Consider the following 22350-nt stretch of genomic DNA (forward strand, 5'->3'; position numbering starts at 1 on the left):
CGCTCCACCGCGGACTCAAACGACGCCACATGACCATGATCGGGCTCGGCGGCGTCATCAGCGCCGGCCTGTTCGTCAGCAGCGGCAAGGTGATCGCCGACACCGGCCCGGCGGCGCTGGTCGCCTACGCCCTGGGCGGCCTGATCGTCGTCCTGGTGATGCGGATGCTCGGCGAGATGGCCGCCGCCCGGCCCTCTGCGGGCTCGTTCGCCGACTACGCCCGTGCCGCCCTCGGGCCGCGCGCCGGGTTCCTGGTGGGCTGGTGCTACTGGCTGTTCGCGATCGTCGCGGTCGCGTTCGAGGGTGTGGCGGGGGCCAAGCTGCTGCACTCCCTGTCCGGCGCCGTCCCCGTGCTGCCGACGGCCGTCGCGCTGCTGGCGGCGCTCACCGCGGCCAACCTGGTCTCGGTACGGCTGTTCGGCGAGACCGAGTTCTGGCTGGCCTCGGTCAAGGTCGTGGTGATCGTGGCCTTCCTCGCCGCCGGGGCGCTGTACGTCCTGGGGCTGTGGCCGTCCGGCGGCGGCGCCGGTCTCAGCGCGCTGACCGGACACGGCGGGTTCGCCCCCAAGGGCTGGGGAGCGGTCCTCACCGCGCTCGTCACCGTGCTGTTCTCCTACTTCGGGGCGGAGATCGTCACCATCGCGGCCGCCGAGTCGGCCGAACCCGCCAAGGAGGTCGCGCGAGCCACCCTACGGGTGGTCTGGCGGGTGCTGATCTTCTACGTCGGCTCGGTGCTGGTCATCGTGGCGGTCGTGCCGTGGAACCGCGTCCCGGCGGGCGGCGCGGACAGCCCGTTCGCGGCCGCCATCGCCGAGCTCGGCGTCCCCGGCGCGGCGACCCTGATGACCTGGGTGATCCTGGTCGCGGTCGTGTCGGTGATGAACGCCGCGCTGTACGCCGCCTCGCGCGTCCTGTGCGCGATGGCCGCCCGCGGCGACGCCCCCGCCGCGGCGGCGCGGGTGCGGGCGTCCGGGGTGCCCGCGCCCGCGCTGCTCGGCGGCGGCGCGCTCGCGCTGGCCCTGATGGCCGGCGCGTTCGCGGTCGGCGACGACGCCTTCGACCTGCTGATCAACACCGTCGGGCTGCTGGTGCTGCTGCTCTACGTCTTCGTGGCGCTCAGCCAGCTCCGGCTGCGCCGGCGTATGGAGGCCGAGTCGCCCGAGCTGCTGCGGCTGCGCATGTGGGGTTTCCCCTGGCTGAGCCGGGTGGTGGTGGCGCTGCTTGTGCTGGCGTTCGTCGCCGTGGCCTCGTCCGCCGAGGCGCTTCCCGTGGTCGGGGCGGTCGCCGTGGCCGTCGGCGGCACGCTGCTCGCCTACGAGATCAGATCCCGCCGCAAACAGCCCGCCGACGCGGTCGCCTGAACGACGGCCTGAGCGGTGGCCTGAGCGGTGGCCGGTCGGCGGCCCTCAGCGCCGTCAGCGCCAATGGAGGTCGCCGACCAGCGCCGCCTCCACCGCGGCCCGCGCCTCCTCGCTTGCGAAGATCCAGGCGGCCGCCGGCGTGTCCACGACGCCGGAGGCGACGGCGTTGAGCGCGATGCCGGCGCCCGCCCACTCCGGCGTGGGGGCGGCTCTGCGCACCCAGCGGTTCAACGCGCGCTTGGCGATCCCGTAGGCGCCGGCCGGGCCGCCGGCGGACGGGTCCGCCCCGGCAGCCGGACAACAAACAGACGAGCCTCGTCACAGGTGTATCGGAGTTGCGAATTTTCGCAATTCGTTTAACACTTATCTCGTCAAGGCAGGCATGAAGGCAGGGGACAGTGTGAGCGAGGCGTTCGCTGCGGCGATCCGGCGCCGGGTGGATGAGGCGGCCGGCGCGCTGCGCGCGGCCGAACAGGACGGCGACCCCGACGCCGCGCTGGCCGCCGCCGGCGGGCTGGACGAGGTGCTGCGGATGGCCCGCGCGCACGGCGTGAACACCGACGAGAGCCCCGGCGCGGACCCCGGCCCGGCCCGCGGGGGAGAGGAGGCGCGCTGATGTCCGTCCCCCTGTACGAGGCCAAGGCCGAGCTGTTCCGGCTGCTCGGACATCCGGTGCGGATCCGCGTGCTGGAGCTGCTCCAGGACGGCCCGATGCCGGTGCGCGACCTGCTGGCCGAGATCGAGGTGGAGCCGACCGGCCTGTCCCAGCATCTGGCCGTGCTGCGCCGCTCGGAGCTGGTCACCGCCCGCCGCGACGGATCGACCGTCGTGTACGCGCTGTCCGGCGGCGACGTGGCGGAGCTGCTGCGCGCCGCCCGCCACCTGCTCCAGGCCAAGCTCTCCGGCCGGCACGCACTGCTGAACGAGCTGCTCGAATCGGAGGCCGGCGAACGGTGACCTCAGTGCTCCGGGCGGGCTGGGCCCGTCTGCGTCCCGTCCTGCCCGGCCGGGCCGATCTGGCCGCGTTCGGCCGTCATCCACGCCGCGACCTGCTGGCCGGGCTGACAGTGGCCATCGTGGCGCTGCCGCTGGCGCTCGGCTTCGGCATCTCCAGCGGGCTGGGCGCGCAGGCGGGGCTGGCCACCGCGGTGGTGGCCGGCGCGCTGGCCGCCGTCTTCGGCGGCTCGGCGCTGCAGGTGTCCGGGCCGACCGGGGCGATGACGGTGGTGCTCGTCCCGATCATGCACGCGCACGGCGCCACCGGCGTGCTGACGGTGGGGCTGCTGGCCGGGCTGCTGCTGCTCGGCCTGGCCCTGGCCCGGGCGGGCCGGTTCATGATGCTGGTGCCCGCGCCGGTGGTGGAGGGCTTCACCCTGGGCATCGCCTGCGTGATCGGCATGCAGCAGGTGCCCGCCGCGCTCGGCGTGCCCACGCCCGCGGGTGACAAGGTGCTGGCCGTGGCCTGGCAGGCGGTACGCGACTTCGCCGCCCGTCCGAACTGGGCCGCCCTCGCCATGGCCGCGGCGGTCGCGGCGCTGATCCTGGTCGGCGGACGCCGGCGGCCCGCGGTGCCGTTCTCGCTGCTCGCCGTCGTCGCCGCCACGCTCGTCGCCGAGCTGGCGGGGTTGCCGGTGACGCGCATCGGCGCCCTGCCCGCGGGGCTGCCCGCCCCGTCCCTGGAGTTCCTGGACGTCGGCGCGCTGAGCTCCCTCGTCGCCCCCGCGTTCGCCGTGGCCGCGCTCGCCGCGCTGGAATCGTTGTTGTCGGCCGCCGTCGCCGACGGCATGAGCGTCAACCATCGGCACGACCCCGACCGCGAGCTGTTCGGCCAGGGCATCGCCAACCTGGTCGCCCCGCTGTTCGGCGGCGTCCCGGCCACCGGCGCGATCGCCCGCACCGCCGTCAACGTGCGCGCGGGCGCGTCCTCCCGGCTGGCCGCGCTCGCGCACGCCGCGATCCTCGGCGTCATCGTGTTCACCGCCGCCGGGCTGGTCGCCCGCATCCCGCTGGCGGCCCTGGCCGGGGTGCTGCTGGCCACCGCGGCGCGGATGGTCGAGGTCGGCTCGGTGACGTCGATGCTGCGCTCCACCCGGGCCGACGCCGTCGTCCTGGTCTCGACCGCGGTCGCGACCCTCGTCCTCGACCTGGTCACCGCCGTCATCCTCGGCCTGATCGTGGCCGGGGCGCTCGCGCTGCGCGCCATCGCCGGGAACGTGCGCCTGGACACCGTGCCCCTGCGGGCCGACCTGCCCGGCGACCACGACGCCGAGGAGCACGAGCTGCTGGCCGAGCACATCGTCGCCTACCGGCTGGACGGGCCGCTGTTCTTCGCCGCGGCGCACCGCTTCCTGCTGGAGCTGTCGGAGGTCGCCGACGTCTCGGTGGTGATCCTGCGCATGTCCCGCATCACCACGATCGACGCCAGCGGCGCCCTGGTGCTCGGCGACGCCGTCGCCCGCCTGGAACGACGCGGCATCACCGTGTACGTCTCCGGCATCCGGGACGGCCACCACCGGCCGCTGCGCGCCCTGGGCGCGATCGCCCGCCTGGACGAGGCCGGCCAGGTGTTCGCCTCGACCCCGGAGGCCATCGCGGCGGCCCGCCGCCATCTCCACCGCACCGGCGTCCTCCCCGCCCCCATCGGCTGACCGCCGACGAAGGCGGGGCGGGCAGGTGGCGCCGCGATCAGTAGCAGTACCAGGAGAAGGCGTTGCGCTCGTCGTGGAAGGCGGCGTGGGACAGGCCGGCGCCGTGCTGCCAGCGGCACGCGTCGTGCATGTTGATGCCGTGCATGGTGCCGTCCACGCCGACGCAGCGCCAGCTCCAGACCGACTTCGGATTCTGGGCCACCGAGTTGAGGTGGCCCAGGCTCTGGCAGTACGCGTGCAGCCGGTCCAGGCCCGGCTGGCCGGTCGCGGGGCCGGCCGCGGGGCCGGCCGCGGAGGTCGCCTGGGCGGGCGGCGCGGTGGTGGCGAGGGCGGCCAGGCCGAGCCCGGCGGCGAGTGCGGTGGCGGCGAGGGCCGCGGTGACCTTCCTGGTCCTGGGGCGCGGCGCGCTGGATGCGTTCACGGGTCTCTCCTTCGCTGCGGGCGGCCCGGTCGGCCGCCTCGCACCCCAGGCAAGCGGCCGGCCCGGGGTGTCCAACAGCAGCTCGGACGGACCCGGACGGACTCGGCTGGCACCGTCCCTCCAGTACCGCCTCACTCGGAGGTCTGGTCCAGCAGGCTCTGGGCCAGGCGGCGGACGGCCGTGCGCAGCTCCGGCGGCGACTGGATCGTGAACGGGAAGCCGAGCCCGGCGAGCATGGCGGCCATGCCGTCCAGGGACTCGGCGCGCATCCGCAGCAGCACTCCGTCCGGGGTCTCGGTGAGCGTGGCCACCGACGGCGGGACGCGACGGGCCGCCTCCGCGAGGGGCACGCCCAGCACGACCTCGACGAGGTGCGCGTACGGCACCCGGGCCAGCGACGCGGTGACCTGCCGCACCGGGTCGGACTCCGCGGGGATCTCGTAGGAGGCCGTCCCGGGGACGACGGAGGAGATCCGGTCGAGGCGGAAGGTGCGCAGCTCGCCGGACAGGTGGTCGAGGCCGGTCACGTACCAGCGGCCGGAGTGGAAGACCAGGCCGTGGCCGTCCAGTTCGCGTTCGGTGGTGGAGCCCTTCCAGGAGCGGTAGCCCAGCGTGACCCGGCGGCGGTCGCGGATCGCGGCGGCCAGGGTCAGCACGGCCCGGCTCGCGGGCGTCCGCGCCGCGCGGGCGGCGAGGGTGAAGTCGAGGGTCTCCTCCAGCGCGCCGGCCTGCTGCCGCAGCGTGGCCGGCAGCACCCGCCGGATCTTGGCCAGGGCGGCCTCGGTGGCCTCGGCGGCCAGGCCCAGGCGGCGTCCGGCGAGCAGGCCGAGGACGACGGCGGTGGCCTCGTCGTCGGTGAGCATCAGCGGCGGCAGCTTGTAGCCGGGCATCAGCCGGTAGCCGCCGTACCGGCCGCGTTCGGCGGCGACGGGGATGCCCAGGTCGGCGAGCCGGGCGGCGTAACGGCGGACGGTCCGTTCGTCCACGCCGAGCCGCTGGGCGAGGTCGCGGCCGCCCAGCACGTGGTGGGCCTGGAGCAGTTCGAGCATCGCCAGCATCCGGGTCGCCGGATATGACACAGGTCACCCTCTTTATCCGGGCGGGTTCTGTCCGCTTTCCGCTTTAGCGTAGCGACATCGGCTCACTTGGAAGGACGACGAGATGGCGAACTACGTGCTGGTGCCCGGATTCTGGCTCGGCGCCTGGGCCTGGGACGAGGTGGCGCACGAACTGCGCGCCGCCGGGCACCAGGTGCGGGCGGTCACCCTGACGGGGGTGGCGGAGCGGGCCGGCGAGCTGTCGCCGGAGGTCGGCGTGGAGACGCACGTCGCCGACATCCTGGCGGCGATGGACGGATGGGACGACGTCGTCCTGGTCGGGCACAGCGGGGCGAACGTCCCGGTGACCGCGGTCGCCGACCGGCATCCCGAGCGGCTCAGCCGGGTCGTCTACGTGGACGCCGGGCCGCTGCCGTCCGGGGCGGCGGTGATCGACTTCAACGACGAGGACACCCAGAATGCCTGGCGTGCCCAGGTAGGGGACGGCCACGCGCTCGACGTGCCCGCCTACGAGCAGGGGGCGGGCAAGTTCGCGGGCCTGACCGAGGAACGATGGGAGCAGATCCGCGCGAAGGCGACGCCCCAGCCGTGGGGCGCGGCCGTGCAGCCGGCGCAGCGGCCGGAGCGCATCCCGGCGACGCCGAAGACCATGGTCGCCTCGACCATGCCGGTGGCGCTGATCCGCGAGCTGATCGACTCGGGGAACCCCGCGTTCGCCGCGCTAGGCACGCCCGAGTGGACGTTCGCCGAGCTGCCGACCGGCCACTGGCCGATGTTCTCGCGCCCGGCCGAGCTCGCCGCGCTGCTCTGACGCCCGCGCGGGCGTTTCTGCCGGAAGGGATGGGGTCAGCGCGGCTTTTCGCGGACGGGAGCCTGCTCGGGCGGGCGCGGCGTGCCGTCCAGGTAGGCGAGCACGGCGCGGACGCGGCGGTGGCCGGAGTCGTCCGGGGCCAGGCCGAGCTTGGCGAAGACGTTGCCGATGTGCTTGTGGACGGCGTTGTCGGAGATGCGCATGCGCTCGGCGATGGTGGCGTTGTCGTGCCCCTGCGCCATGAGGGCCAGGGACTCCCGCTCGCGGGCGGTGAGGGCGGCGAGGGGGTCGTCGGCGCGGCGGGCGAAGAGCTGGGCGACCACTTCCGGGTCCATCGCGGTGCCGCCGGCCGCGACCCGCCGCAGGGCGTCGACGAACTCGGCCACCCGGCCGATGCGGTCCTTGAGCAGGTAGCCGATGCCGCCGCGGCCGTCGGCGAGCAGTTCGCCGGCGTACTCGCGCTCGACGTACTGCGAGAGCACCAGGATGGGCAGCGCGCCGTGCTCGCGGCGGGCCCGCAGCGCGGCGTGGATGCCCTCGTCGCGGAACGACGGCGGCAGCCGCACGTCGACGATGGCGATGTCGGGGCGGTGCTCGGCGACGGCGAGCAGGAACGCCTCGCCGTCGCCGACGACCGCGACGACCTGGCAGCCCCTGGCCGCCAGCAGCAGCTTCAGCCCACTGGCCAGCAGGACGTTGTCCTCGGCGATCACGACCCGCAAGGGACCTCCTTCGACGGTCACGACGCGCACGGCATCCGGACGGCGAGCGTGGTGGGGCCGCCCGGCGGGCTGTCGAGGCGCAGCGTGCCGTCGAGGGCGGCGACCCGCCGGCGGATCCCGGGGATCCCGGTGCCGCGCGCCTCGTCGGCGCCGCCCCTGCCGTCGTCGGTGACCTCGACGGACAGCACGTCGCCGGCCCGCTCGATCCGCAGGGACGCCCGCGTGGCGGCGGCGTGCTTGGTCACGTTCGTCAGCGCCTCGGCGATCACGTAGTAGGCCACCGTCTCCACGGACGGCGGCAGCGCGCCCAGGTCGGCGAGCTCGATGTGGACCGGCACGCTCGACCGGGCGGCCAGCGCCGTCAGCGCGCCGTCGAGCCCGCGGTCGGCGAGGATCGGCGGGTAGATCGTCTGGAGCACCGCGCGCAGCTCGGCCATCGCCTCCTCCGCCGTCTCGTGCGCCTCCTGGAGCAGCAGGGCGACCGTGTCCGGGTCGTCGGCGAGCGACTCGCGGGCCAGGCCGAGGTGCATGGCGATGGTCACCAGGCGGGCCTGCGTCCCGTCGTGCAGGTCGCGTTCGATGCGCTGGAGCTCCGCGCCGTGGGCGTCGACCACGCCGACCCGGCTCCTGGTCAGCACGTCGACCCGCTCGGTGAGCCGCTCGCGGGCCGACGGCGCGAGCAGCGCCAGGGACAGCCGGGCGTGCAGCCGGGCCAGCGCGGGCAGCCCCCACCAGGCCGCCGCGCCGAGGACGACGATCTGGGCCGACCCGCCGGCCAGCGCGGTCGCCCAATCGTCCACGGGAACGTCGAAGAACGAGAACAGCGTGGGACGCGCGTCCGCCGGGAACGCCTGCCACGCGACCATCGCCACCGCGGCGACCACGATGTTGCCCAGGCACAGCAGGGCGGCCAGCCCGAGCGGGAACCCGGTGGCGACGTGCGCGAGCGCCCAGGCGAGATCCCGCCGCCCGCCCGGCACCCCGTCCGCCGGGACGCCGAGCAGCCGCCCGGCCCGCCGGCGGTGCCAGGCCGCCCAGCCCCGCCCCGCCGCCGGCGCGAGCAGCACCGGGAGCGCGACCGCTGTTGCCACGGCGGTGGCCAGCGTGCCCAGCAGGTAGCCCGACCCGGACGACAGCCGGGAGACCGAGCCGGACGACAGCCAGGACGTCGAACCGGAGAACAGCCGGGAGACCGAGGCGGGGAGAGCGCGGTCACGCATGCGCACCTCCTCCTGACCTGCGTACCGGGGCACCAGTATCCCGTCACCGTCCGCGGCCGGACACTACAGCGGGCTGTACCAAGGGCGTGCGGCCGGCTGTATCGTGCCGGGCGTCCGGCCGGAATAGCGTCCCCGGCCATGAAACCGACACGCGTGCGGCCGCTCGGCCGTCTGGTCCCGGCCATCGCACTGACCGCCCTGATCGCCCTGTCCGTCGCCGTCGCGCCCCCGGCCGGAGCCGACGCCGGCGCGCCCGCGGCGACCGGCGGGAAACCCCCGGCGCTCGACTGGAGACGCTGCTCCCTGGGCCCGGACGACGCCGTCGGCAGGCAGCTCGACCAGGCGGGCGCGCGCTGCGCGGAGCTCGCCGTCCCGCTCGACCACTCCAGGCCGGGCGGCCGCGCCATCAAGCTCGCGCTGTCCCGCATCCCCGCGACCGACCGCGCCCATCGCATCGGCGCCCTGGTGCTCAACAGCGGCGGCCCCGGCGAGAGCACGCTCGGCATGCCCCTGCGGACACGCGCGGCCATGAAGGACGTCGCCGCCCGGTACGACGTCATCGGCCTGGACCCGCGTTTCGTCGGACGCAGCACGCCGCTCGACTGCGGCTGGCCCATCGGCCTGTGGCTGCGCTCGGCCGGCTCGACCCGCGCCCGGTTCGACCACCAGGTGGCGGTGCAGCGCGACCTGGCCGAGCGCTGCGCCCAGCGGCACGCCGACGTGCTCCCGTACGCCAACACCCGCGACACGGCCCGCGACATCGACCTCGTGCGCCGCGCCCTGGGGGAGCGCCGGATCTCCTTCCTCGGCTACTCCTACGGCAGCTACCTGGGCGCGGTCTACACGCAGATGTTCCCCGGCCGCACCGACCGGGTGGTCCTGGACAGCGCGGGCGACCCGGGCAAGTGGGGCCCCAGGGCGATGCGGGGCTCCGAGGACGAGGCGGACCGCGCGCTGCGCGCCTGGGCGTCCTGGGCCGCCGGACGCCACGGAACCTACGGGCTCGGCGCGACCACCGCCCGCGTGCTCGCCACCGTGGACACGATCGTCGCCGCCGCGGAGGAGCGTCCGCTGCGCGTCGGGGCGTACGAGGTGGACGACCAGGCGGTCCCGTACCTGCTCTCCGTCGGCTCCGCGAACGACCGTCCCGAGGCGCGCGCCGAGTTCGCCGCCACCGTCCGGACCCTGAACGAGGCCGCGCACGGCCGCCCGGCCGAACCCGGCGCCGAGCTCGCCGGATTCCTGGCGTTCGTCCTGACCGGGGCCGGTTCGCCGCTGGCCAGTCCGGCCGCCGCGATCACCTGCGGCGACCGGGCCGCGCCGGGCGACCCCGACGTCTACTGGGACGACGTCCAGCGCAGCCGGGCGCGTCACCCGCTCTTCGGCCCGGTCAAGAACAACATCTGGCCCTGCGCCTTCTGGCCGGACGCGCCGCGCGAGCCGCTCACGCACGTCGCCAACCCCACCCCCGCGCTGATCGTGTCCGCCACCGGCGACACCGCCACCACCTACGAGGGCAGCAAGGCCATGCACCGGGCGCTGACCGGCTCCCGCCTGCTCACCCTGCGCGGCGCCATCGCCCACGGGATCTACGGCGAGTACGGCAACGCCTGCGTGGACGCCAAGGTCAACGCCTACCTGGCCACCGGCGCACTCCCCGCCACCGACCAGACCTGCCGCCCCTGACCGGCCCGCCGACGAGCGTGCCGGTCAGGGGCTGATGGTTCGCCGCCCGCGTTAGCGGCCTCTCACCCGTACCTCCGCCAGGGCGAGCGGGTCGGTGCCGGAGGAGAGCTGGATGCGCACGTGCCGGCCGGTGGTGCCGGCGGGCAGTTTGACCGTGCTGGGCCGGCCGGCCTGTTCCTGCACGTGCACGGCGGTCACGCCCGGCGTCGTGCGGGCCGCCTCCAGGCCGTCGGCGGTGATCGGCTGCTCGGAGGACATCACCCAGTAGTCCCGCAACCGTTCGGCGCAGCAGTCGGTGCGGTTCCAGATCTCCACGCTGTCCAGCGCGGCCGAGGCCCCCAGATCGACCTGCCACCAGGCTTCCCTGGCCGGTTCCTGGGTGTGGGTGACCGAGCCGTTCCAGAAGCCGCCGTCGGTGTTGCCGTCCACGGCCCGCGCGGCCGGGGCGTCGTAGCCGGTGCTCTGCTGGGTGGCCGGCTTGCCCTGGGCCAGGTTCGGCAGCACCACCGAGACGGGGAGCCGGTACGCCGCGCGCAGCCGTCCGGACTTGAGCGTCGCCTGGATCCCGAGCGCGGCGGGCTCGGCCCCGGGCGGCACGGTCACGGTGACCGGCACCTCGGTGCTCGCCCCGGCGGCCAGGCGGCCGATCCGGGTGCTCGCCGGCGTCACCGTCCAGCCGTCGGGCGCGGCGAGGGTCAGCGAGGCCGCGCGCAGCGGCGTGGAGCCGGGGTTGGTGACGGTCACCTTGCCGGTGACGCTCTCACCGGCCTGCACATGCTCGGGCAGGTCGGTGCCGAAGCGCGGCAGGGCCGTCACCCCGGGCGTCTCGATCTTGAACGAGTAGGCGTACTGCCCGGTCTCGGCGGGCGTGGTGACGACCACCCGGCCCTGTTCGTCGCGCTGCCACGGCAGCGGGCCGGCGTCGGAGCCGAGCAGCGTGATCCGCGTCCCGGGGCCCGCCGGCACGTCCGCGCCCAGCGTGAGCCGCTCGCCCGGCCACTTCAGCGCGGTCGCGTAGAGGACGCCGTCCTTGACGGTGTACCGGACGTCGTCCGGGCCGCCCTTCTCCTCGGCGCGCGTCCAGTACGTGGTGCCGTACATGGCCTCGCCGTTGACCTTCAGCCAGGAGCCCATGTCCAGCAGCCGTTCCCGCTGCACGTCGGGGATGGTGCCGTCGGCCTTCGGGCCCACGTCCAGCAGCAGGTTGCCGTTCTTGCTGACGATGTCCACGAAGGAGTCCACGAGCTGGTCGGAGGTCAGGTAGTCCTCGATGGGCTCGTTCTGGTTGTAGCCGTAGGAGTGCGCGATGCCGCGGCTGGCCTCCCACTTGACGGGGTCGATGTCCGGCTTGACGGAGTACTCGGGCGTCTGGAAGTCCAGCTCGTGGCTCTCCAGCGCGCCGCTCTCGATCTTGCACCGGTTGGCGACCGCGACCTCCTTGCCCTTCTTGGCCGCCTTGTTGTAGTAGTCGGCGATCACCCCGGCGGTCTGCCACTGGGCGGCCGAGCGGTCCCACTGGCCGTCGCACCACAGGATGTCGGGGTCGTAGCCGTCGATCAGCTCGCGCATCTGCGGGAGCATGTAGTCCTTGACGTAGTCGCCGCTCTGCGGGGCCCCGGTGTAGGGCACCGGCTGCCCGGTGTACGGGTTGGTCGCCGGGTGGCCGGTGAACAGCGGGTTGTACCACTCCATGAGCGAGTAGTAGAAGCCCGCGCGCAGCTTCCCGTCGGCGCGGGCCGCGGTGAACAGCTCCTTGGCCAGGTCACGCTTCGGGCCCATCGCCATGGTGTCGCGCTCGCTCACCTTGCTGTCCCACAGGGCGACGCCCTCGTGGTGCTTGGAGGTGAGGACGAAGTACTTGGCCCCGGCGTCGTTGAAGAGCTTGACCCAGTCGGCGGCGTCGAACTTCTCGGCCTTCCACTGCTCGGCGAAGCGGTCGTAGGCGAAGCCCGGCCCGTAGGTGTCCCGGTGGTAGCTGTTGGTCGCGTTCCCGGGGGAGTTCATGTAGTACCAGTACCACTCGGCGTAACTGCCGCGCGGGCCCCAGGCCGGGACGGAGTACGCCCCCCAATGGAGGAAGATGCCGAACTTGTCGTTGTTGAACCACTTAGGGGTCGGGTGACTGTTCAGGGATTCGACGGTCGGCTCGTAGGGGCCGTCCGTGGCGGCCTGAGCAGGAGCGGGAAGACATCCGATGACACTGAGCATGGAGACGGCGAGAAGTCGACGTAAGCGGGCCATGTCCACTCCAAAGCGGTGAAGAGATTGGAGGAAACGTAGCCCGATCTTTGATCTCTCGGCAAGAGCTGCGCGGAGATTCATCCGATGTCTGCCCGGAGAGGCGTAGCGGTCAGAAGTAGTCCGCCGGCCAGTGGGCGGCGTTCTCCGCGCCCACCACGGGGCCCGGGTCGCCCAGGATCGCGCGGGCCATCCCCGTGCGGTCCCGCTCTCGGACGACGCTCGCGAACAGGTGCGGCAGGGCCGGCTCGTCCCAGGTCAGCCTGGCCCTGCCGGTACGGACGCCCCGCACCGCCGCCTCGGCGGCCAGCGCGGAGAGCACCCCGGGCAGGTCCCCGGCCACCTCCAGCACGTCGAGGACGCCGCCGTCCCAGCGCACGGCGGCGTACCCGGCGTCCCCGGCCAGCAGATCGACCGGGTCGCCGTACCAGATGGGCAGCCGGTCCCGCCAGTGCGCCTCGTCGCGCACGGCGGTCAGCGGACGCCGCGCGTTGTGCCGCTCGTACACCTCCCGCAGCACCGCCGCCTCGCCGGCCGGGATCCTGCGCAGCCCCCGCCCGGCCGGGCCGGTCCGGCGCAACGGGCCGGACACCGTCCGCAGCTCGAAGCCGGTCCACTCCTTGTAGACGCCGGGCGTGCCGGTGAACAGCAACGACCAGGCGCAGCCGTCGGCCGCCATCGCCTCGGCCGCCAGCGCCAGCAGCCGCCGGACGTGCCCGCGCCCGCGGACCGACGGATGGGCGGCGACGTTGGCCACGCCCCCTGTCCGCACCTCGCCGCCCAGGCCGTCGTGCAGCCGGCGCGGCAGGTAGTACACGCAGGCCGACACGTCGCCGGTCACGAACGTCCGGCCGTACCGGCCGGGGTCGGTCTCGTACAGGGGCACCACGTGCGGGGCGTCGAAGCAGGCGGCCCACAGCGCGTAGAGCGCCTCCCGGTCGACCGGACGAGCGGTCCGCAGGGACGTCATCCCATCCTCCCCAGCAGCTCCGGCGTCACCTCGTGCGCCAGCGGGAGGCCGCCGGCGTACCGGGCGATCTCCTCGACCACCACCCGGCCCTGACGGGCCCGCCCCGAATCGGTGCCGGCCGCCTGGTGCGGGGTGAGCAGCACGTTCGGCAGCGCGCGGAACGGGTGCCCGACCGGCAGCGGCTCCTCGTCGAAGACGTCGATCGCCGCGTCCAGCCGTCCCGGACGCAGCTCGGCCAGCAGGGCGGCCTCGTCCACCAGCCACGACCTGGCGGTGTTGACCAGCCCGGCGCCGTCGGGCATCAGCGCCAGCTCCCGCGCCCCGAGCAGGTGGCGCGTCTCCGGCAGCGCCGGGGCGTGCACGGCCACGATCCGGCTGGTGGACAGCAGCTCGTCCAGCTCCACGGCGCCCTCGTGGTACGGGTCGGCGACGGTGACCTCGGCGCCGAGCGCGCGGACGAGGTCGAGGTAGGCCCGGCCGGTCCTGGAGGCGCCGATGACGCCGATCGGGCAGCCGAGGATCTCCCGCCTGGCCGGCGCCCGCTCGGCCGCCTCCCACGGCCGGCCGCCGCGCAGGGCGTGGTCGAAGCGGTGCACCTGGTGCAGCAGCGCAAGCGTGAACGTCAGCGCCACCTCGGCCACCGACCGGGCCATGGCCGCGCCCGCCTGCGTCACCCGGACGCCCCGCGCCCACAGCTCGCCGGTGACGAACGGCTTGACCGTCGCTCCGGTGTGCGCGACCAGCCGCAGCCCCGGCGCCCGGTCGAGCAGCTCGGCGGTCAGCGGCGGCACCCCCCAGGAGGTCACCAGCACCTCGGTGCCGGGCAGCGCCTCGGGCAGCGCGCGGTGGTCGTCGAGCAGCCGCACGTCCCCCAGGGCCAGCAGGGCGGCGGGGTCGGGGAAGAACTGCGCGCGCAGCGGCGGCGGGACGCTGACCAGGACGCGCACGGCGGAGTCAGCCGAGCCAGGCATCGCGGTGCTCCGCCACGAAGTCGTCGTCGGTCAGCCACGGGTAGGCGGCGCCGACCCGGGTCAGCTCCTCGGCCTGGCCGGGGGACAGGCCCTCGTCCGGGTCGAGGCACCAGGTGCCGGCCAGCAGGCCCTGTCTGCGCAGCACCTCGTGCACGCCGGCGATGCAGCCGGAGAAGGCGTTGGCGCTGTCGAAGACGGCGGCGTTGGCGTCGGTGAGCGCCGTGGCCCGGCCCCACCACCGCGCCGGGTCGTCGCGCAGGCCGTCGACCATCTCCACCGCCGCCCGCGTCCACACCGCCCACTGGCCGAGCAGGCCGCCGGCGAAGCGCAGGCCGCCGGGCAGCTCGGCCAGCAGGTCGCCGATGATGTGGTCGTCGTTGCCCGTGTAGAGGGCGACCTGGTCGGCCCGGTCGGAGGCGGCCACGCCGTGCGCCACGTCCAGCGAGCGGTAGCGGTCGAACGCCGCCACCTTCACCGCGACCGTGGAGGGCTGGTCGGCCAGGGCCCGCCAGAAGCCGCGCGACAACACCGGCCCGCCGATCGCCGCCTGGAGGTAGAAACCGACGACCGGCAGCACCTCGCCCACGGCCCGCGCCCGCGCCAACAGGTCGTCCTCGGAGACGCCGGGCACGACCGGTGAGAGCAGCACGGCGTCGTACCCGAGCGAGGCGGCCAGCTCGGCCTCGGCCACCGCCTGCGCGGTCGGCCCGCACGCCCCGGCGACCAGCACCGGCCGCTCCCGGGCGGAGTCGCGGGCGGACTCACCGGCGACGTCGGCGGCCAGCCGGAGGACCGGCTCCAGCAGCCCGGCCCCGCGGATCTCGAACTGGGTCGTGTGCACGCCCACGGCCAGGCCGCCGGCCCCCGCCGCCAGGTAGTACCGGGTGAGCGCGGCCTGGCGGCGCTCGTCCAGCGTCCGGTCCGCGGTGAGCGCCAGCGGGTGGGCGGGGATGACGGTCCCCGCCCGCAGGCGCGACAGCGCGGGATTCGGCGTGGGCATCAGAATCTCCCGTCTCGTACGGCGAACTTGGTGGGCTTGCCCGACGTCGGCAGCCCGGCGGCCAGCCAGTCGGCCTGCCAGTCGATCAGCGTGCCCAGCGGCACGTTCGGGTAGCCGAACAGGCGGTGGCACAGCGTGGCGTCGTTCAGCAGCGCCGTCGCGGCCTCCGCGCCCTCGAAGGACACCGGCGTGCCGAGGCGCGCGCCGAAGGCGGCGGCCACCCGGCGCACCGAGGCGGTCTCGGGGCCGGTCAGGTTCAGCGTGAACGGCGTGCCCGCCGTCGCGTGGCCCAGCGAGCGCAGCACGACCTCGTTGGCGTAGCCCTGCCACACCACGTTGACGTGCCCGGTCGTCACGTCCACCGGAGCGCCGGACAGCACCCGCTGCCCGATGTCGGCCAGCACGCCGTACCGCAGGTCCACGGCGTAGTTGAGGCGGACGATCGTCACGGCCGTGCCGCGGGCGGCGGCCGCGTGCTCGAAGACGCGCTCGCGGCCGAGGCAGCTCATCGCGTACTCGCCCACCGGCCCGACCGGGTCGCCCTCGACGCTGCCGCCGGAGGACAGGGGCACCAGCGGGTAGACGTTGCCCGTGGACAGCGCCGCGACGCGCGCACCGCCGTACCGCTCGGCGACGCGGGCGGGCAGGGCCGCGTTGACGACCCAGGCCAGGTACGGCGCGGCGGACGTGCCGAACTTCGCCCCGACCATGAAGACCACGTCCGCGGCGTCGGGCAGCGTGCCCAGGTCGCCGTCGAGCAGGTCGAAGGGGACGACGTCCACGCCGTGCGCGGCGAGGGCGCCGGCCGCCGCGCGGTCGGACCACCGGGAGACGGCGAAGACGCGGTCGGCGCCGCGACCGGCGGCGTCCAGGCCGCGCCGGGCCAGGCGGCACAATGTGGGCCCCATCTTGCCCCCGGCGCCCAGCACGACCAGGTCGCCGGAGCCGGCGGCGAGGTCGGCGACGAGCGACTCGGACGGACGGGTGAGGTGCTCTTCCAGATCGTCGACGGAGGTGAACATCAACCCTTGATCCCCGACATCGTGACTCCTTCGGTGAAATAACGCTGGCCGACCAGGTAGGCGGCGAAGATCGGTACGAACGCGACCGTGGCCCCGGCCAGCACGACGCTGAGCGGCACGTTCTCCGTCTGCAGGGAGGCGATGCCCACGGTCAGGGTGCGCATGTCGGCGCCGCCGCCGATGATGAGCGGCCAGAGCAGGTCGTTCCAGTGCCACAGGAAGACGAAGACGCCCAGCGTGGCCAGGATCGGCTTGCACAACGGCAGGACGATCCTGATGAAGATCCGCCATTCGGAGGCGCCGTCGAGCCGGGCCGCCTCGAACAGCTCGTCCGGCAGGCCCATGATGAACTGCCGCATGAGGAAGACCGCCTGCGCGTTGGCGAGCGTCGGCAGGATCAGCCCCCAGTACGTGTCCACCCCGCCCAGCTCGGCGATGAGCATGAAGGTCGGGATGAGCGTCACGTGGTAGGGCACCATGACCATGGCCAGGAACGACCAGAACATGGGCTCGCGGCCGGGGAACCGTTTCTTGGCGAAGGCGTATCCGGCCAGCGAGGCCAGCAGCAGCACGGCCACCACGCTGACCACGGAGTAGATCAGCGTGTTGACGGTCCAGGTGACCAGGTCGCGGCCGCCCAGCACCTCGCCGTAGGCGCTGAAGTCGACCGGCCAGGGCAGCATGCTCTCCGGGAACGTCACGGCCGTGCCCGGCTTCAGCGACAGCACGACCATCGCGTAGAACGGGAACAGCGTGACCGGCGTGGCGACGGCCAGCAGGACGAACCTGGCCACCTTGCCGGCCCTGGTCGGCTCCAGCGCCTTGTACGGGCGGTATGTCGTCACTTCGACCTCCCGATCATCAGGCGCTGGACCAGCGCGACCACGAGGGTCATGACGAACAGCGCGACGCCGATGGCGCTGGCGTAGCCGAAGTCGAAGTTCTTGAACGCCTGCTCGTACAGGGCCATGACCAGCGTGAAGCTGCCGTGCGCCGGGCCGCCGCCGGTCATCACGTAGACCAGGTCGAACACCTGGAAGGAGTTCGTCGTCTCGATCACGGCGACGAAGAACAGCGCGGGGCGCAGCTGCGGGGCCACGATGTAGCGGAACCGCTGCCAGGTGGAGGCGCCGTCGGTGAGCGCGGCCTCCTCCAGCTCCCGCGGCAGGTCCTGCAGCCGGGCCAGGACGATCAGCATGCCGTACCCGAACCTGGACCAGACCGAGACGATCACCAGGGCCGGGATGACCAGCGTGGTGGAGGCCAGCCAGGACTGTCCGGTGAGCTTGGTGATCGGCCCCTCGGAGGAGAACAGCCAGGTGAAGACCGTCCCGGCCAGGACCAGGCTGGTGACGACGGGCAGGAAGAAGACCGAGCGGAAGAAGGCCGCCCCGCGGAAGGCGCGGCGCACCAGCAGCGCCATGCCCACCGAGGCGGCCATCGACGCCGGCACGTACAGGATCGTGTAGATCAGCGTGATGCGCAGCGACTCCCAGAAGACGGGGTCGGCGGCCATCCGCCGGTAGTTGTCCACGCCGGTCCACTCCGGGCTGGCGCCGATGGAGGAGTCGAAGAACCCCAGCAGCACCCCGGCGACGGACGGGCCGAACCGGAACAGCAGGAAGAGCAGGAGGCACGGCAGGACGAACAGCAGTCCGGTCCGCGCCTCCCACCGCCTGACGTCGATCGCCGCCATCAGCCACCCAGCAGCGCGTCCGCGGCCTTGGCCGCGTCGGCGAGCGCCTGCTCGGGCGTCTTCTTGCCGATCAGCGCGGCCTGGATCTCGGGAGCCAGGACGCCCATCACGTCACGCGCCTTCTCGTGCAGCGGCCCGGCCGTGGTCAGGTCGAGGGCCTTCTCCACCTCGGCCTGCACCGGGTCGGCCGCGTACAGCGAGCCGGTGGACTTGCGCGGGGAGAAGTAGCCCGAGGCCAGGTCGTAGGCCTTGCTCGGGGCGGCGCCGGTGGCGAAGCCGATCCACTTGCCCGCCGCCTCCTTGTGGTCGGACGCCTTGAGCAGGGCCAGCGAGCCGACCGTGCCGTAGGCGACCTGCTTGGCGTCGGTCAGCGGCGGCAGGACCTTGATGTTCTCCTTGCCCCAGAACGACTCGACGTCGGCGGGCAGCTGCTGCCAGGTGCAGGCCACCTTGTTCTGGGCGGTCCTGGTCTGCTCGAACTTGGGCAGCCCGGTCAGCAGGTCCTTCTCCACGTAGCCGCCGTCGGCCAGCTTCTTCAGGAAGGTCAGCGCCTTGACGCCCTCGGCGCCGCCGAAGGCCGCCGACTTGCCGTCGGGGCTGAACACGTCGCCGCTCGCCTGCCACAGCAGCGGGTAGAACGACTGGTTGAGGGTGGCGGCGGGGTCGGCCCAGTAGTTGGTGACGTCGACGTCCTTGGCCTTGAACTTCGGGGCCAGGGCGAGCACGTCGTCCCAGGTCTTGGGGAACTCGGTGACGCCGGCGGCATCGAACGCCTTCTGGTTGCAGACCAGCGGGTTGGCCGACATGAGGATCGGCGCGCCCATGACCTTGCCGTCGATGGTGACCGACTTCAGGGCGTTGTCCCGGTAGTCGGCCTTGTCGGCGAGGTAGGCGTCCACCGGCTCCAGCGTCCTGGCGTACTTGGGGAGCTGGTCGGGGATGAGGTAGACCACGTCGGGCGCCTTGTTGCCGGCGATCGCCGTGGACAGCGCCTCGTCGCGCTTGGCCCACGGGTAGATCTCGACCTTGACGTCGATGTTCGGGTTGGCCGCCTCGAACGCCTTGGTCTGCTCGTCCCAGAACGCCTGGTGCTTGGGCTGGTCGGCGATGTTCGGGTAGATCCACATGGTCACGGTCTGCTTCTCGTCGCCTCCGGAGCCGCCGCCGCAGGCGGTCAGCGTGCCGAGGGCGGCCGCAGCGGCGGCCAGCGCGCGCAGTCGCATGATGGTTCCTTCCTAGAATGCGGGCACGGTGACGACCGTGCCGCTGTGCCGGGCCTTCTCGGCGGCGAAGACCGCGAGGTGGCTGTGGAGCGACTCGGTGGGGCCCGAGCGCACGTGTGCGGGGTCGCCGGTGGCCAGCGCGGTGACGAAGGCGTCCATCACGCCGTCGTCGCCGCCGCCGTGGCCGTCGCCGGCGTTCGAGCCGGTCTCGGCGACGCTGCGGCGGCTGCTGCGGCCGTCGCGGAAGTCGAGGACCTCGACCGACTCGCCGTCGCCGATCAGCCGCCCGTGGGTGCCGAAGATCCTGGTCTGGCGGTGGGTCTGCTCGGTGAAGGCGGTCATGGTGAAGGTCGCGGTCGCGCCGCCGGTCAGCTGCATGGCGAGCACCTGGTGGTCGACCACGTCGTTGTCGCAGGCGTAGACGCACCTGCCGTACGGGCCGGTGCGCAGGGCGTCCATGACCTGCTCCTCGTTCTCGCCGAGGACGCTGGTCGGCCAGTCGTAGCCGCGGTCCAGGTACAGCCGGGGCGCCGAGTACGGGCACCGGGGCTCCAGGACGCAGTCGAGGCAGCGGTCGGCGGCCTGCTCCGGGCGCCGCTCGGGCCTGAAGTGGCCGAGCGAGCCGAAGCTGGCGACCTGCTCGATCCTGAGCCCGGTGACGTAGGTCAGCCAGTCGAGGTCGTGGGAGGACTTGGCCAGCAGCATCGGGCTGGCCAGGCGCTCGCTGCGCCAGGGGCCGCGCACGTAGGAGTGCGCCTGGTGCCACCAGCCGACCGGCTCCAGGTGCTCGACGCTCATGACCTCGCCGAGCACGCCGCTGTCCACGGTCTCCTTCACCAGCGCGGTGTAGGGCGTGTAGCGCAGCACGTGGCAGACGGCGAGCAGCACGCCGGTCTCGCCGACGGCCGAGACGATCTCGCGGCACTCCTCCTCGGTCGGCGCCATGGGCTTCTCGACGAGCAGCGCGTAGCCCGCCCGCGCCAGGGCGATGGCGGGCTCGACGTGCAGGCGGTCCTGGGTGGCCAGGACGACGGCGTCGGCCACCCGCTCGCGCAGCAGGTCGCGCCAGTCGCCGAACTCGCGCACGCCTGGGCCGGCCAGCTTGGCCCGGCGGGCGGGGTCGGGGTCGGCCACGGCGACCAGCTCCGCGCGATCGGGGTGCGCGGCGATCCAGGAGGCGTAGGTCTGCCCCCGGTTGCCCGCTCCCGCGACCGCCAGCGTTATTTTTCGCACCTAAATCACCAGATTTCCTGATGTGAGGACCTTCGGGCCGTCGGCCGGCAGCTCCCTGGCGACGCCCTCCTCGACGTTGCCCGTGTGCTGGACCACCTCGAAGGCCTTGATCGACAGACGGCCGCCGCCGAACTGGCAGCCGGTCGCCGCGTAGCGGTTCCGGCCGGCGTCGAGCTGGACGTGGGCTCCGGCGTTCTGGCTGCGGACCCCGGCCAGCTGCCAGGAGACCAGCCCGGCGGCCTCCACCCGCGACAGCCCGGCCTCGGCCAGCTCGGTGCCGCCGTCGAGGCGGATGCGCTGGTCGGCCTTGCCGGCGGCGGCCAGGCCCACGTTCTTCACCGTGCAGCCGGTCAGCGCCACCGAACCGGCCAGGACCAGCGGGGCCGCGCCCTCGGCGCCGTTCAGCGTCGAGCCGGACAGGCGCAGGTCCGCGCCGTTGAAGGCGTTGCCGTTCAGGCCGTGGAACGTGGTGCGGCTGACGTGCAGCGGCGCGGTCACGTTCGCCTGGACGATCTCGCTCTTGGCCGGGACGTTGAAGACGCAGCCCTCGATCAGGTTGGGCCGCCGCGACAACTTCGACTGCTGGGAGACGATGAGCGTGTGGCTGGCCGAGCAGCCGCGCATCTGCACGCCGTCGGCGTTGACCCAGATCATGCCCGAGCCCTCCAGCGACGGCTTGCCGATGACCTGGAGGTCCTCCAGCGTCAGGTCGGTGACCTTCACCCGGGCCACGAACCACGAGCAGACGTGCTTGCGCACCGTGATGCGCTTGGCCGCCGAGCCCCAGGCCGCGCCGGAGTTGGCGAAGGTCATCAGGCCGGAGTTGCCGGTGTAGGTCAGGTCGTGCTCGTACTGGCCGTGGGTGACGAACGGGCCCTGGTCGTCGCCGTCGCCGTGGCAGTTCTCCACGTAGCAGTAGGCGCTGGCGGTGAAGTCGTTCAGGTGCCGGGCGTTGGCCGTGTGGCAGTCGCGGACGTGGCCGTACAGACAGTAGATCTGCTGGGTCAGGTAGCCCGCCCCGCCCCAGGTCACGCTGGCGGGGTTCTTCAGCGTGCAGCGCTCGGTGCGGAAGTGGGTGGCCCAGCGCCGCATGATCAGCGGCCAGAACGTGCCCGTGCCGTGGATGCCCTCGACGTCGCAGTGGACGGCGTACTCGTAGGCCAGCGGGTGCGAGCCGGTGTACTGGTCGCCGTCCGCGACGCCCTCGAAGCGCAGGTTGCGCACGTGCACGCGCTCGACCGGCTCGACCAGGGTCCAGGTGATCGTGCGGCCGGCGGCCAGCTCCCAGCCGTTCTTGTAGTTGACCCGGATGTGCGTGCCGTCGACGATCTGGGTGACCTCGACCAGCTTCTGCAGCTCGCGCTCCCAGCGGCCGGACAGCGCGTTGACCTCGGCGCTCCACCACTGCCCGACCTTGAACGCGGCGGAGTCGGCGACCTCGAAGACGTCCGACAGGTCGGGCACCGGGGCGCTCAGCTTGTGGCTGACCGTGGTGGCGGTGACCTTGCCGCGGAAGAACATCACCGCCGCGAACGGGTCGTCCTGGCCCGCCTTCTCGATGCCGGCGGTGCGCATCGTGTGGCCGCCGAAGTCGAGCACCAGGTCCGAGCGCTGGAACTTGTGGCGCTTGACGAAGTTGAGGTCGGTGTGGGCCTCGATCCTGGAGACGGCCGGGTCGCCGACCATGGCCTCCAGGGCGTCGTCGGCGGGGGTCTTGTCGTCGAAGACGCCGAAGGCGCGGAAGTCGAGGCAGCCGTCGTGCAGCTGGATCCAGCGGCCCTTTGGCGCGGAGCCGAGCACGGTGCCGCCGTTGGCGGGCGCGGTGGAGGCGGCGTCCCAGCGGACGAGCTTGCCGCCGCCGTCGCCCGGCTTGAGATAGCCCGCGACCTGCGCCAGCGTGCCGTCCGTCAGTTTGTCGGCCTCGAAGGCGAGCAGTTCGGCCACGGTGGCGACCGCCTGCACCTCGTCCTTGGGCTTCTTGTCCGGCTCGGCGAGCGCGGGCTTGGCCATCAGGACGGTGCCGACAGCCGCTAAACCGGTGACGCGCAGGATGTCACGACGTTCCATGGG

20 protein-coding genes and 1 pseudogene are annotated in these 22350 nt (G+C 73.5%); 6 read left to right on the top strand and 15 right to left on the bottom strand.

All coding sequences use genetic code 11. The features are described 5' to 3' along the window. The first annotated feature begins 29 nt into the window (after positions 1-29). A complete protein-coding gene (locus ACFYUV_RS39805; protein WP_387678480.1) occupies positions 30-1361 on the top strand; it encodes an amino acid permease in 1332 nt (443 codons plus the stop codon). A 54-nt stretch (positions 1362-1415) separates the two neighbouring features. On the opposite strand, the pseudogene ACFYUV_RS39810 reads toward ACFYUV_RS39805, so the two are convergent. Next, positions 1416-1664 (bottom strand): annotated as a pseudogene (locus ACFYUV_RS39810) (SDR family oxidoreductase); the annotation flags it as partial. A gap of 97 nt (positions 1665-1761) precedes the next feature. Here ACFYUV_RS39810 and ACFYUV_RS39815 point away from each other — a divergent pair. The 3 genes from ACFYUV_RS39815 to ACFYUV_RS39825 are packed head-to-tail and all read left to right on the top strand — an operon-like array spanning position 1762 to position 4009. Next, a complete protein-coding gene (locus tag ACFYUV_RS39815) occupies positions 1762-1977 on the top strand; it encodes a hypothetical protein (protein ID WP_387678482.1) in 216 nt (71 codons plus the stop codon). Continuing rightward, positions 1977-2318, top strand: coding sequence for a metalloregulator ArsR/SmtB family transcription factor (locus tag ACFYUV_RS39820; RefSeq protein WP_352327141.1), 342 nt, complete (start codon positions 1977-1979; stop codon positions 2316-2318). The genes ACFYUV_RS39815 and ACFYUV_RS39820 overlap by 1 nt, the downstream gene beginning before the upstream one ends. Continuing rightward, complete coding sequence (locus ACFYUV_RS39825; RefSeq protein WP_387678485.1) at positions 2315-4009, top strand: SulP family inorganic anion transporter; 1695 nt, start codon at positions 2315-2317, stop codon at positions 4007-4009. Before ACFYUV_RS39820 ends, ACFYUV_RS39825 begins: the two co-directional genes overlap by 4 nt. Positions 4010-4046: 37 nt before the next feature. Here ACFYUV_RS39825 and ACFYUV_RS39830 read toward each other — a convergent pair whose 3' ends face one another. Then, entirely contained in the window at positions 4047-4430 is a 384-nt protein-coding gene (locus ACFYUV_RS39830) for a hypothetical protein (RefSeq protein ID WP_387678487.1), read from the bottom strand. Positions 4431-4561: 131 nt separating this feature from the next. Continuing rightward, the gene (locus ACFYUV_RS39835) at positions 4562-5509 is read right to left on the bottom strand and encodes a helix-turn-helix transcriptional regulator (protein ID WP_387678490.1); all 948 of its coding nucleotides are present in this window, start codon (positions 5507-5509) and stop codon (positions 4562-4564) included. An 82-nt stretch (positions 5510-5591) separates the two neighbouring features. Between ACFYUV_RS39835 and ACFYUV_RS39840 the strand changes: the two genes are divergently transcribed. After that, positions 5592-6299, top strand: coding sequence for an alpha/beta fold hydrolase (locus tag ACFYUV_RS39840; protein WP_387678492.1), 708 nt, complete (start codon positions 5592-5594; stop codon positions 6297-6299). A 35-nt stretch (positions 6300-6334) separates the two neighbouring features. On the opposite strand, the gene ACFYUV_RS39845 is transcribed toward ACFYUV_RS39840, so the two are convergent. Beyond that, positions 6335-7021: a response regulator gene (locus ACFYUV_RS39845; protein ID WP_387678495.1), complete on the bottom strand. Its 687-nt coding sequence runs from the start codon at positions 7019-7021 to the stop codon at positions 6335-6337. Between the two features lie 17 nt (positions 7022-7038). Further along, positions 7039-8241: a histidine kinase gene (locus tag ACFYUV_RS39850; RefSeq protein ID WP_387678498.1), complete on the bottom strand. Its 1203-nt coding sequence runs from the start codon at positions 8239-8241 to the stop codon at positions 7039-7041. A gap of 138 nt (positions 8242-8379) precedes the next feature. On the opposite strand from ACFYUV_RS39850, the gene ACFYUV_RS39855 reads away from it, so the two are divergent. Then, positions 8380-9927 carry an alpha/beta hydrolase gene (locus ACFYUV_RS39855; protein WP_387678501.1) on the top strand — a complete coding sequence of 516 codons (1548 nt, stop codon included), beginning with the start codon at positions 8380-8382 and terminating at the stop codon, positions 9925-9927. A 51-nt stretch (positions 9928-9978) separates the two neighbouring features. Here the strand turns inward: ACFYUV_RS39855 and ACFYUV_RS39860 are convergent, their stop codons facing one another. The 10 genes from ACFYUV_RS39860 to ACFYUV_RS39905 form a co-directional block, all read right to left on the bottom strand. Further along, on the bottom strand, positions 9979-12168 hold the full coding sequence (locus ACFYUV_RS39860) for an alpha-L-fucosidase (protein WP_387678504.1): 2190 nt from the start codon (positions 12166-12168) through the stop codon (positions 9979-9981). A 109-nt stretch (positions 12169-12277) separates the two neighbouring features. After that, positions 12278-13135 (bottom strand): GNAT family N-acetyltransferase, encoded by an 858-nt coding sequence (locus tag ACFYUV_RS39865; protein ID WP_387678507.1) that lies wholly within the window; start codon positions 13133-13135, stop codon positions 12278-12280. Then, positions 13132-14106, bottom strand: coding sequence for a hydroxyacid dehydrogenase (locus ACFYUV_RS39870; RefSeq protein ID WP_387678510.1), 975 nt, complete (start codon positions 14104-14106; stop codon positions 13132-13134). Before ACFYUV_RS39870 ends, ACFYUV_RS39865 begins: the two co-directional genes overlap by 4 nt. Then, the gene (locus ACFYUV_RS39875) at positions 14090-15106 is read right to left on the bottom strand and encodes a dihydrodipicolinate synthase family protein (RefSeq protein WP_387678513.1); all 1017 of its coding nucleotides are present in this window, start codon (positions 15104-15106) and stop codon (positions 14090-14092) included. Before ACFYUV_RS39875 ends, ACFYUV_RS39870 begins: the two co-directional genes overlap by 17 nt. After that, positions 15106-16128, bottom strand: coding sequence for an NAD-dependent epimerase/dehydratase family protein (locus ACFYUV_RS39880; RefSeq protein ID WP_387678516.1), 1023 nt, complete (start codon positions 16126-16128; stop codon positions 15106-15108). Before ACFYUV_RS39880 ends, ACFYUV_RS39875 begins: the two co-directional genes overlap by 1 nt. Further along, the gene (locus ACFYUV_RS39885; RefSeq protein WP_344207377.1) at positions 16128-16973 is read right to left on the bottom strand and encodes a carbohydrate ABC transporter permease; all 846 of its coding nucleotides are present in this window, start codon (positions 16971-16973) and stop codon (positions 16128-16130) included. The genes ACFYUV_RS39880 and ACFYUV_RS39885 overlap by 1 nt, the downstream gene beginning before the upstream one ends. Next, a complete protein-coding gene (locus ACFYUV_RS39890) occupies positions 16970-17824 on the bottom strand; it encodes a sugar ABC transporter permease (protein WP_344207378.1) in 855 nt (284 codons plus the stop codon). The genes ACFYUV_RS39885 and ACFYUV_RS39890 overlap by 4 nt, the downstream gene beginning before the upstream one ends. Further along, complete coding sequence (locus ACFYUV_RS39895; protein ID WP_387678520.1) at positions 17824-19047, bottom strand: ABC transporter substrate-binding protein; 1224 nt, start codon at positions 19045-19047, stop codon at positions 17824-17826. The genes ACFYUV_RS39890 and ACFYUV_RS39895 overlap by 1 nt, the downstream gene beginning before the upstream one ends. Positions 19048-19059: 12 nt before the next feature. After that, entirely contained in the window at positions 19060-20280 is a 1221-nt protein-coding gene (locus ACFYUV_RS39900) for a Gfo/Idh/MocA family protein (RefSeq protein ID WP_387678523.1), read from the bottom strand. Continuing rightward, on the bottom strand, positions 20281-22347 hold the full coding sequence (locus tag ACFYUV_RS39905; RefSeq protein ID WP_387678526.1) for a hypothetical protein: 2067 nt from the start codon (positions 22345-22347) through the stop codon (positions 20281-20283). Between the last annotated feature and the right edge of the window lie 3 nt (positions 22348-22350).

The organism is Nonomuraea sp. NPDC003560 (assembly GCF_042878785.1).
Taxonomy (GTDB): domain Bacteria; phylum Actinomycetota; class Actinomycetes; order Streptosporangiales; family Streptosporangiaceae; genus Nonomuraea.